Here is an 8,883-nt window from a genome sequence, read left to right on the forward strand (position 1 = left end):
ACTCCTTCAGCCCATGAGCAGGTTGGGTAGCCACAGGGCCAGCCCCGGGAACAGGCAGAGCAGCAGGATCCCCAGCACCATGCACAGCGCATAGGGCAGGCTGCCCATCAGCACGTTGCGCAGCGAGATGTCCGGCGCGATGCTGTTGATGATGAAGAGGTTGAGGCCCACCGGCGGGGTGATCAGGCCGATCTCCAGGTTGATGGTCAGGATTACCGCGAACCAGTAGGGATCGAAGTTGGCCGACAGGATGATCGGCAGCAGGATCGGCGCCGTCATCACGATGACCGCCACCGGCGGCAGGAAGAAGCCGGCCACCAGCAGGAAGACGTTGATCACCCCCATCAGCACCCAGCGGTTGACCTCCAGATCGGCGATGGCGCCGGCCACGGTCTGGGTGATGAACAGCGACGACAGGGCATAGGCGAACACCTCGGCGGCGGCGATGATCAGCATGATCATCACGCTCTCGCGCAGCGAATCGCGCATGATCAGCTTGATGGGCTGCACCTGCCACATGCGGTAGATGATGATGGCCAGCGCCAGGCACATGAAGGCGCCCACGCCGGCGGCTTCCGAGGGCGTGGCGATACCGCCGTAGAGGGCGAAGAGGATGCCGAGCACCACGGCCAGGAAGGGCAGCACCCTGACCAGGGCCTTGAGGTTGGCATCGACGTTCTGGCGGACCGTCTGCTTGATCTTCTCGGTGGCGAGGGTCATGGGATTGTCGTAGCCGCCGGCCAGCTTGCAGGCGATCAGCGTCCAGACCATGAACAGCCCGGCGAGCATGAAACCGGGGACCACGCCGGCGATGAACAGGCGGCCGATGGAGGTCTCGGTGGAGATGCCGTAGATGATCATGGTCACCGAGGGCGGGATCAGGATGCCCAGGGTGCCGCCCGCGGCGATACAGCCGGCGGCGACGCCGTCGGGATAGCCGCGCTTGCGCATCTCGGGGATGCCCATCTTGCCGATGGCCGCGCAGGTGGCGGGTGACGAGCCGGAGAGCGCAGAGAAGATCGTGCAGGCGCCGATGTTGGAGATCGCCAGGCCGCCGGGCAGCTTGCCGAGCCACAGGTCCAGCGAGCGATAGAGGTCGCGTCCGGTGGGTGACGACGCCACCGCGGCGCCCATCATGATGAACATGGGGATGGCCACGAAGCCGAATTCGGCAATGCGATCGAAGAAGGTCTCGCCGAAATAGGTCAGCTCCGCCATGCCACGGTCGGCGACCAGCGCGATCAAGGAAATGGCGCCCAGGGCGAAGGCGATCGGCGTGCCGATGGCCATCAGCACGATCAGGCCGATGGCGACGAGAATGCCGGCAGTTACGGGATCCATGCTCACTCCTCCCCACGCAGGATTTCAGCGATGTACTGCAGCGTCAGCAAGGTGATGCCGACGGCCATGGGCAGCAGGGCCGGCCATAGCGGCGGGTTCCATACGGAGCCGGTGGTCCAGCCGCCGTGCCAGGCCTCGGCGACATAGATCCAGGAGGCGTAGGCCAGGGCGGCACAGAAGCCGAGGCCGACCAGGGAGGCGACCAGTCGCATGAGGCGGCGCGGCCAGCCGGACAGCATGTCGGGCAGCACGGTGACGGCGACATGGCCGCCGGTCATCAGCACATAGGGGCTGCCCATCAGCATCGCGGCCGTCACGGAAAAGACCGTGAACTCGGTCTGCCAACTGGTGCTCTGGCCGAGGATGTAGCGCACGAAGACCATCTGACAGACGACGACCACCCCGGCGACGAACAGCGCCGCGGCGAGATAGGCGGTGGCGCCAGAGAGCCTGTCCATCAGGCGTATATAGCCGCCGACGAGCCCGCCGGGCGTCGTGGCGTCGGTGCGGGAATGTTCCATGAGGCCCTCCGATATGACGGGATGGCCGCCCTCGCAGGGGCGGCCGATCGGGTCCGAGTGGTTCGCAACGTTGGCGTCATTCCACCGCGAGGGCGGCGTCGATCAGGGCCTGGCCGTCCTCGACATTGTCGGCGAAGTTCTTGTAGGAGCTCTGCTTGGCGGTCTCCAGCCAGGCGTCGTAGTCCTCCTCGCTCATGCTGACCACCTCGACGCCGTTCTCCTCGAACACCTCGACCATCTGCTGGTCAATGGCTGCGGCCTCGGCGGCGAAGAACTCCTCGGCCTCCTGGCTGGCCGCCATCAGGGCCTGTTGCTGCGCCTCATCGAGCCCTTGCCAGACCTGCTCGGAGATCAGGATCGGCTCGTACATGAACCACAGGGCGTGCTCGCCGGGTTCGGTCAGGCAGTCCACCTGCTCGTAGAGGCGGTAGGAGACGAAGGACATGGAGGAGGTGTTGGCGGCGTCCAGCACACCGGTCTGCATGGCGGTGTAGATCTCCGAGGAGGGCATGGAGGCGATCGAGGCGCCGGCGGCCTCGAGCATCTGCTCGAAGGCGGGTCCGGCGGCGCGGAAGTTCTGGCCTTCCACGGTGTCCGGCGAGGTGATGCAGTTCTGGCTGGACGCGAAGGCCCCCGAGAGCCAGGCATCGGCCAGTACCCGGGCGCCGCCTTCCTGGATGACCTCCTTGATCATGTCCATGAACTCGGAGTCGTTGAGGCGCTGGGCGTGCTCGTGGTTGCGTACCAGGCCGGGCATCAGGGTGGCGGAGAACTCGGGATGGCGACCGCTGGCGTAGTCCAGCGGCAGCGCGGTGATATCCAGGCGTCCGCGAACCAGGGCGCCCCACTGTTCGTCGGCCTTGAACAGCGACTGGCCGGGATAGACCTGGATCTCCAGGCCGACATCGGCCTCGGCGACCTTGTCGGCCATCATCTGCACCATCTCGTCGCGCACGTCCCCCTGTCCCCCGGGGAACTGGTGGGAGGCGCGCAGCACGGTCTGGGCGGAGGCGACGGAACTTGCGGCGAGGGCGGCCAGGGCCAGGCCCGCCACGATGGGGGTGAGTGAGGGTTTCATGGCATCTCCAGGGACGTTGTTGTTGTGACGTGAAATGTCCATCAGCATCGCTGATGTATACTTCAATAGACCCTTGGCTATACTAGTGTCAATTCGGGCGGGCTAGACAAAGGTAGAAGCCCTGGCGTGTTCAGCGTCGAACCGGCGCAGGGAAGGAGGGGGAATCCGCATGAAACGGTCCAACGCCCAGCGGCTCCGGGACGCCCTGGAGGACGACATCATCAATGGCCGCCGGGCGCCCGGCGAACGCCTCGACCCCGAGGCCCTGAGCCGGGACTTCGAGGTGTCGCGTACGCCGGTGCGCGAGGCGATCCAGCAGCTGGTGGCCAGTGGCCTGGTCACGGTGACGCCGAAGAAGGGCACCTTCGTCGCCAGGGTGGGCATCGACCAGTTGATCGAGATGTTCGAGGTGATGGCCGAGCTGGAGGGAATGTGCGGGCGCCTGGCGGCGCGGCGCATCGGCGAGACGGAGCTGGCGGAGTTGCGCGAGGCGCACCGGCGTTGCGCGGCGGCGGCCCGGGCCGGCGATCCCGACGAGTACTACTACGAGAACGAGGCCTTCCATGAGGGCATCTACCGCGCCAGCCACAACGGCTTCCTGGCCGCCGAGGCGCGCCAGCTCAAGCAGCGCCTCAAGCCCTACCGCCGCCTGCAGCTGCAGGTGCGCCAGCGCATGCACTCCTCGCTGGACGAGCACCGCGAGGTCGTCGCCGCCATCGAGGCGGGGGATGCCGCCCGGGCCGAACGGGCGCTGCGCGACCACGTGCTGATCCAGGGCGAGCGCTTCAGCGACTTCGTGGCCAGCGTGCGCCGCTTCGGCGCCTATCACGAGGATGCGGTGTGATGCACCCCCGGCCTCATCCCAGTTCGAGCGGCACCTCGCCCGCCTCGTGGGCGAGCAGCCACTGCTTGCGGCCGATGCCGCCGGCGTAGCCGGTCAGGCGGCCGTCGCTGCCGATCACCCGATGGCAGGGCACCACGATGGCCAGCGGGTTCCTGCCGTTGGCGGCACCCACCGCGCGCTGGCCGCCCTTGCAGCGCAGCTGCTCGGCGATCTCGGCATAGTTGCGGGTCTCGCCGAAGGGGATGGTGGCGAGCGCCGCCCAGACCCGGCGCTGGAAGTCGGTGCCGTGGGGCGCCAGGGGCAGGTCGAAGTCGCGACGCCGGCCGGCGAAGTAGTCGGCCAGTTGCTGCCGGGTACGCGCGGTCAGCGCGCTGGGACGCGGCGCCTCGTCCTCGGCGTCGACGAAGGCGACCTCGCGGAGGCCGGCCTCGCTGGCGCGGATGCGGATCAGCCCCAGGGCGTCGGCCTCCGGGGGACGGTAGTAGTCGAGTGCCTCGGTGATCATCGTCTTGGCTCCTTGTCTTGGCGGACCGGTTCTTGCGACCAGAGTTGCAGGGTCAGGTAGCTGCGCCAGGGTGCGGCGGCCGCCGGGTCGGCGCCGTCCAGCCGGGGCAGGGCGCGGCGCACGCCGGCGTCGTCCGCCAGCCAGATGTCGGGATGGCCGGTGCCGCGCAGCGCCGCGTAGCGGGCCGTCCAGGGCCCGATGCCCTTGAGCGCCGTCCACTGCGTGGGGTTGTCACCGGCCTCCCCGTCAGCGTACCAGGCCGCGAAGCGGCGCAGGGTGTCGCGACGCGCCCCGGGCATGCCGAGGAAGGCCAGGTCGCTGGCGGCGATCGCCGCGGGGGTGGGGAAGTGGCGTCCGGCCGCGTCCGCCGGCTCGCCGAGCGTCGCCACCAGCGACTCGACCAGCCGGCGGGCCGCCGTGATGGCGACCTGCTGGCCGAGGATCGCCCGCACCCCGGCCTCGAACGGCGACCACACGCCGGGCAGGCGCAACCCTTCGACGAGCGGTACGCCGGGCAGGGCGCGGCGCAGGTGGCGCTCGATGGTGGCGGTATCGGCGTCCAGGTCGAGCAGCCGGCGGATGCGCCGCACCACCGGTGCCATCACGCTGGGGTCGTCGAGCTCCAGGCGCACCCGGAAGGCATGGCGGGCCGGGTCATGCTCGGCGGTGAAGCGGCCGCGCGCCTTGTCCCAGCGGATGTGCCGACCGTAGTGGGTGTCGTCGACCCACTCCAGGCCTGCCAGCGCCCGCCCGGCGAGGAAGTCGCGCAGCGCGCGCCAGGCGTAGGGGGGCCGGTAGGCCAGCGTCAGGGTGAGCGGCTCGCTCGCCTCGCCCGCGCGGCGGCGTAGCTCGCGCGGAGCCAGGCCGATGCGCGTGCGGAAGGCGTCGTTGAAGCGGCGCACGCTGCGAAAGCCGCTGGCGAAGGCCACCTGGGTGATGGGCAGCGTCGTCTCGTGGAGCAGCTGCTTGGCGAACAGGCACTGGCGGTGCTGGGCATAGGCCGTGGGCGAGACGCCGAAGCGCTGCTGGAAGAGCCGGCGCAGGTAGCGCTCGCCGATGCCGAGTCGCTCGCACAGCGCAGTGAGTGGGGCCTCGGCCAGCGCGCCCTCGTCGATCAGCCGCAGGGCCCGCTCCAGGGTCGTGGAGGTGCCCCGCCAGGCCGGGGAGTCCGGGGCGCTGTCCGGCCGGCAGCGCAGGCAGGGGCGGAAGCCCGCCGCGGCGGCGGCCAGGGCGCTCTCGAAGTAGCGCACGTTGCGCTCCAGCGGCGGCGTGGCCGGGCAGATCGGCCGGCAGTAGATGCCCGTGGTGGTCACCGCGGTGACGAAGCGGCCGTCGAAGCGGGCATCCCGCGCGAGCCGTGCCTGGCGGCACTGGTCGGGGTCCAGCATGGCGAGCATCCTCGAGACCATCCTGACTGCAGTCTAACGCGAATCGCGTGACGGACTGGCCGGATTCGGCCCTGGAGCAGGTGACCTCCTCTTCGGCTTGTCCCCGGCGCCCCTCGCGATGGGCAGCGGCGATTGCCCTGGGCCCTGGAGGGATCGCGGAAGGGCCGTAGCTGCCATCAACGCCCGGCCTGGGGTAACCTCGTGCTTTTGAACAACGAAACGCGGGCGGCCAGCGCTGCCGCCCGGCCGGATCGACACGAGGCTCCCATGAACCGCACCAAGACGCTGACCCTGGCCGTGGCCGCCACCGCCCTGGCCGCTTCCGCCCTCACCGCCCAGGCGCGGGACTTCCGCCTGGGCCTGATCACCCCGCCGCAGCACCTGTGGTCCACCGAGGCCGAGGCTTTTGCCGAGACCCTCGCCGAGCGCTCCGGCGGCGAGCACAGCGTCAGCGTCTTCCCGGCCCAGCAGCTCGGCAACGAGGCGCAGATGGTCCAGCAGCTGCAGACCGGCGCCCTGGACATGGCCTTCCTGACCATCGCCGAGATCTCCAATCGCATCCCCGACTTCGGCGCCCTCTACGCCCCCTACCTGGTCGACGACGTGGACCACGCCGCGGCCCTGCTGCGTTCCGACACCGCCGGCGAGCTGCTCGACCTGATGCCTGCCGGCGTGGGCCTGGTGGGCCTGGGCTACGGCATGGTGGGCATGCGACAGGTGCTCTCCCGGGAGCCCATCGAGAGCGCCGAGGACCTCGAGGGCCTGCGCCTGCGCATCACCCCCTTCGAGCCGATCCGCGACTTCTACACCGCCACCGGGGCGGCGCCCGAGCCGATGCCGCTGCTCGAGGTCTATGATGCCCTGGCCAACGGCCAGGTGGACGCCATCGACATGGACTTCGACTCCATCCTGATCCTCAAATTCTACGAGCAGGCCGAGCACCTGCTGATCTCCAACCACATGATGTTCCCCATGGTGGGCGTGGTCTCCGGCCGCGTGTGGCGCGAGCTCTCGCCGGAGGACCGCGAGCTGATCGAGACCGCCATGGGCGAGCACCTGGAGAACGTGCTGACCGGCTTCCAGGAGATGGACGCCGCCCAGGAGGAGGAGATCCGCCAGCTCGACCTCGACATCGTCGAGGCCGATGCCGAGTTCTTCGCCGAGGCCATCGCCGAGTGGGAGGCGACCTGGGCCGAGAAGGCGCCGATGCTGGAGGCGCTGCGCGAGGAAGCCGAGCGCCTGCGCCAGTAAGGCAAGCCGATGCTGTCGCGCCTCTCCGACCGCCTGGCCCGCCTGGAGGAGGTCGCCGCCGCCGCCCTGGCCGCGGCGGTGACCCTGCTGATCCTGGGCAACGTGGCCTTCCGCGCCGCGGGCAGCCCGCTCTACTGGGTCAGCGAGCTGGCCATCTATGCCATGATCTGGATGACCTTCCTGATCGCCGCGGCGGTGCTCAAGCGCCGCCAGGGCATCGCCGTGACGCTGCTGGCCGATGCCCTGCCGGGCGCCGGCCGGCGGTGGCTGATGGCCCTGGTGGACCTGGCGGTGCTGGCGTTCGCCGCCCTGCTGCTGTGGCTCTGCTGGCGCTGGTACCAGCCGCTGACCCTGGCGCGGCTGGGTTTCGACTTCCAGGCCTTCCAGGGCGAGACCTTCAACTTCATCTACGCCGAGAACACCTCGACGCTGGGCATCCGCAAGTTCTGGGTGTGGTTGATCCTGCCCTGGTTCGCCGCCTCGCTGACCCTCCACGGCCTGGTCAACCTGGGCGGGGCCCTGCGCGGCCTGCGTGACCCGGCGGCGGAGGCCGGGCCATGACCATCGCCGTCTTCGCGTTGCTGCTGCTGGGCGCCGTGCCCATCGCCCTGGTGCTGGGCCTCACCGCCATGGTCTACATCCAGGCCTCCGGCAATACCGTGCTGTTCGAGTCCTATCCCCAGCAGCTGTTCGCCGCCATCGAGAACTACGGCCTGCTGGCCATTCCGCTGTTCATGCTGGCCGGCGAGCTGATGAACGAGGGCGGGGTGACCCGCCGGCTGATCGACCTGGCGCGGCTGCTGGTGGGCGGCTTCCGCGGCGGGCTCGCCTACATCAACCTGGTGGCCAACATGATGATGGCGGCCATCATCGGCTCCGCCGCCTCGCAGATCGCCATCATGTCGCGGGCCATGGTGCCGGCCATGGAGGAGGAGGGCTACGACAGGCCCTTCGGGGCGGCGATCACCGCCGCCGGCGGCCTGCTGTCGCCGATCATCCCGCCGTCGATGCTGTTCGTGCTGTTCGGCGTCATGGCCCAGGTGCCCATCGCCGAGATGTTCATCGCCGGCATCCTGCCGGGCCTGCTGCTGGGGTTCAGCTTCTTTCTGGCGATCGCCGTGGTGGGCCTGGTGCAGCAGTACCCCAGGGGGCGCTGGCCGACCCGCGCCGAGGCACGCCGGGCGCTGGCCATGGGGCTGCCGGCGCTGGCCATCCCGCTGATCATCATCGGCGGCATCCTGCTGGGGCTGGCCACGCCCACCGAGTCGGCGGCGCTCGCCTCGCTGGCGGCGCTGCTGCTGGGCCGCTTCCTCTACGGCGACCTGAGGCTCGCCAGGCTGCCCGCGGTGCTCCAGCGCACCGCGGTGAACGCCGGGCTGGTCATCATGCTGATCGCCGCCGCGGGGGTGTTCGGCTGGGTGATCGTCTATGAGGAGCTGCCGCAGCTGGCGGCGGCCTGGATCGCTGCACTGACCACCGACCCCTTCCTGTTCCTGCTGCTGCTGGTGGGCGTGCTGCTGCTGGTGGGCATGATCATCGACGGCATCGCCGCGCTGATCCTGGTGGTGCCGATCCTGCTGCCCATCGCCCAGGAGCAGTTCGGCATCGATCCCTACCAGTTCGGCGTGGTGGTCTGCCTGACGCTGGTGCTGGGGCTGCTGACGCCGCCGGTGGGGGCGGGGCTCTACATCGCCTCATCGATGACCGGCACCCCGCCGATGCGCATCTTCCGCGCGCTGCTGCCCTTCCTGCTGGCGAGCCTCGCCACCCTGGTGCTGCTGGCCTGGCAGCCGTGGCTGACCACGGCGCTGATCGGGCGCTGAAGCAGGCTAAGCCAATTTCGGGGTCAGGCCCGAATGGCACTTACTTAAGCTTTTCCGGATGACCGTGTTGCCGAATTTGCTCCCGTGCTTCATGGCGGGGCATCTGTAATAACCGCTGGGGCCGGGGTCGCC

General features: G+C 69.5%; 9 protein-coding genes. 4 read left to right on the plus strand and 5 right to left on the minus strand.

Annotated elements, in window-relative coordinates:
• Positions 1–6: 6 nt before the first annotated feature.
• From QWY80_RS00450 to dctP, 3 genes are all read right to left on the minus strand, one after another.
• Positions 7–1,341 (minus strand): TRAP transporter large permease, encoded by a 1,335-nt coding sequence (locus QWY80_RS00450; RefSeq protein ID WP_290228701.1) that lies wholly within the window; start codon positions 1,339–1,341, stop codon positions 7–9.
• A gap of 2 nt (positions 1,342–1,343) precedes the next feature.
• Entirely contained in the window at positions 1,344–1,862 is a 519-nt protein-coding gene (locus QWY80_RS00455; protein ID WP_290228702.1) for a TRAP transporter small permease subunit, read from the minus strand.
• A gap of 76 nt (positions 1,863–1,938) precedes the next feature.
• Positions 1,939–2,940, minus strand: a complete 1,002-nt coding sequence (dctP, locus tag QWY80_RS00460; protein WP_290228703.1) for a TRAP transporter substrate-binding protein DctP — start codon at positions 2,938–2,940, stop codon at positions 1,939–1,941.
• A 169-nt stretch (positions 2,941–3,109) separates the two neighbouring features.
• On the opposite strand from dctP, the gene QWY80_RS00465 reads away from it, so the two are divergent.
• Positions 3,110–3,784, plus strand: a complete 675-nt coding sequence (locus QWY80_RS00465; RefSeq protein ID WP_290228704.1) for a GntR family transcriptional regulator — start codon at positions 3,110–3,112, stop codon at positions 3,782–3,784.
• Between the two features lie 13 nt (positions 3,785–3,797).
• Here QWY80_RS00465 and QWY80_RS00470 read toward each other — a convergent pair whose 3' ends face one another.
• On the minus strand, positions 3,798–4,289 hold the full coding sequence (locus QWY80_RS00470; protein WP_290228705.1) for a methylated-DNA--[protein]-cysteine S-methyltransferase: 492 nt from the start codon (positions 4,287–4,289) through the stop codon (positions 3,798–3,800).
• On the minus strand, positions 4,286–5,677 hold the full coding sequence (locus tag QWY80_RS00475; RefSeq protein ID WP_290228706.1) for an AlkA N-terminal domain-containing protein: 1,392 nt from the start codon (positions 5,675–5,677) through the stop codon (positions 4,286–4,288). Before QWY80_RS00475 ends, QWY80_RS00470 begins: the two co-directional genes overlap by 4 nt.
• A gap of 267 nt (positions 5,678–5,944) precedes the next feature.
• Here QWY80_RS00475 and QWY80_RS00480 point away from each other — a divergent pair, with 267 nt between their 5' ends.
• The 3 genes from QWY80_RS00480 to QWY80_RS00490 are packed head-to-tail and all read left to right on the plus strand — an operon-like array spanning position 5,945 to position 8,751.
• A complete protein-coding gene (locus QWY80_RS00480; protein ID WP_290228707.1) occupies positions 5,945–6,928 on the plus strand; it encodes a TRAP transporter substrate-binding protein in 984 nt (327 codons plus the stop codon).
• Positions 6,929–6,937: 9 nt separating this feature from the next.
• Positions 6,938–7,489: a TRAP transporter small permease gene (locus QWY80_RS00485; protein WP_290228708.1), complete on the plus strand. Its 552-nt coding sequence runs from the start codon at positions 6,938–6,940 to the stop codon at positions 7,487–7,489.
• Positions 7,486–8,751, plus strand: coding sequence for a TRAP transporter large permease (locus tag QWY80_RS00490; protein ID WP_290228710.1), 1,266 nt, complete (start codon positions 7,486–7,488; stop codon positions 8,749–8,751). The genes QWY80_RS00485 and QWY80_RS00490 overlap by 4 nt, the downstream gene beginning before the upstream one ends.
• Positions 8,752–8,883 lie beyond the last annotated feature (132 nt).

Origin of the sequence: Halomonas ramblicola (assembly GCF_030409215.1) — a bacterium.
GTDB classification, from domain to species: Bacteria; Pseudomonadota; Gammaproteobacteria; order Pseudomonadales; family Halomonadaceae; genus Halomonas; species Halomonas ramblicola.

Coding starts and splice junctions, on each gene's coding strand:
- QWY80_RS00490 (WP_290228710.1), top strand. CDS start 7,486: ATGACCATCGCCGTCTTCGCGTTGCTGCTGCTGGGCGCCGTGCCCATC.
- QWY80_RS00470 (WP_290228705.1), bottom strand. CDS start 4,289: ATGATCACCGAGGCACTCGACTACTACCGTCCCCCGGAGGCCGACGCC.
- QWY80_RS00480 (WP_290228707.1), top strand. CDS start 5,945: ATGAACCGCACCAAGACGCTGACCCTGGCCGTGGCCGCCACCGCCCTG.
- QWY80_RS00450 (WP_290228701.1), bottom strand. CDS start 1,341: ATGGATCCCGTAACTGCCGGCATTCTCGTCGCCATCGGCCTGATCGTG.
- QWY80_RS00455 (WP_290228702.1), bottom strand. CDS start 1,862: ATGGAACATTCCCGCACCGACGCCACGACGCCCGGCGGGCTCGTCGGC.
- dctP (WP_290228703.1), bottom strand. CDS start 2,940: ATGAAACCCTCACTCACCCCCATCGTGGCGGGCCTGGCCCTGGCCGCC.
- QWY80_RS00475 (WP_290228706.1), bottom strand. CDS start 5,677: ATGCTGGACCCCGACCAGTGCCGCCAGGCACGGCTCGCGCGGGATGCC.
- QWY80_RS00465 (WP_290228704.1), top strand. CDS start 3,110: ATGAAACGGTCCAACGCCCAGCGGCTCCGGGACGCCCTGGAGGACGAC.
- QWY80_RS00485 (WP_290228708.1), top strand. CDS start 6,938: ATGCTGTCGCGCCTCTCCGACCGCCTGGCCCGCCTGGAGGAGGTCGCC.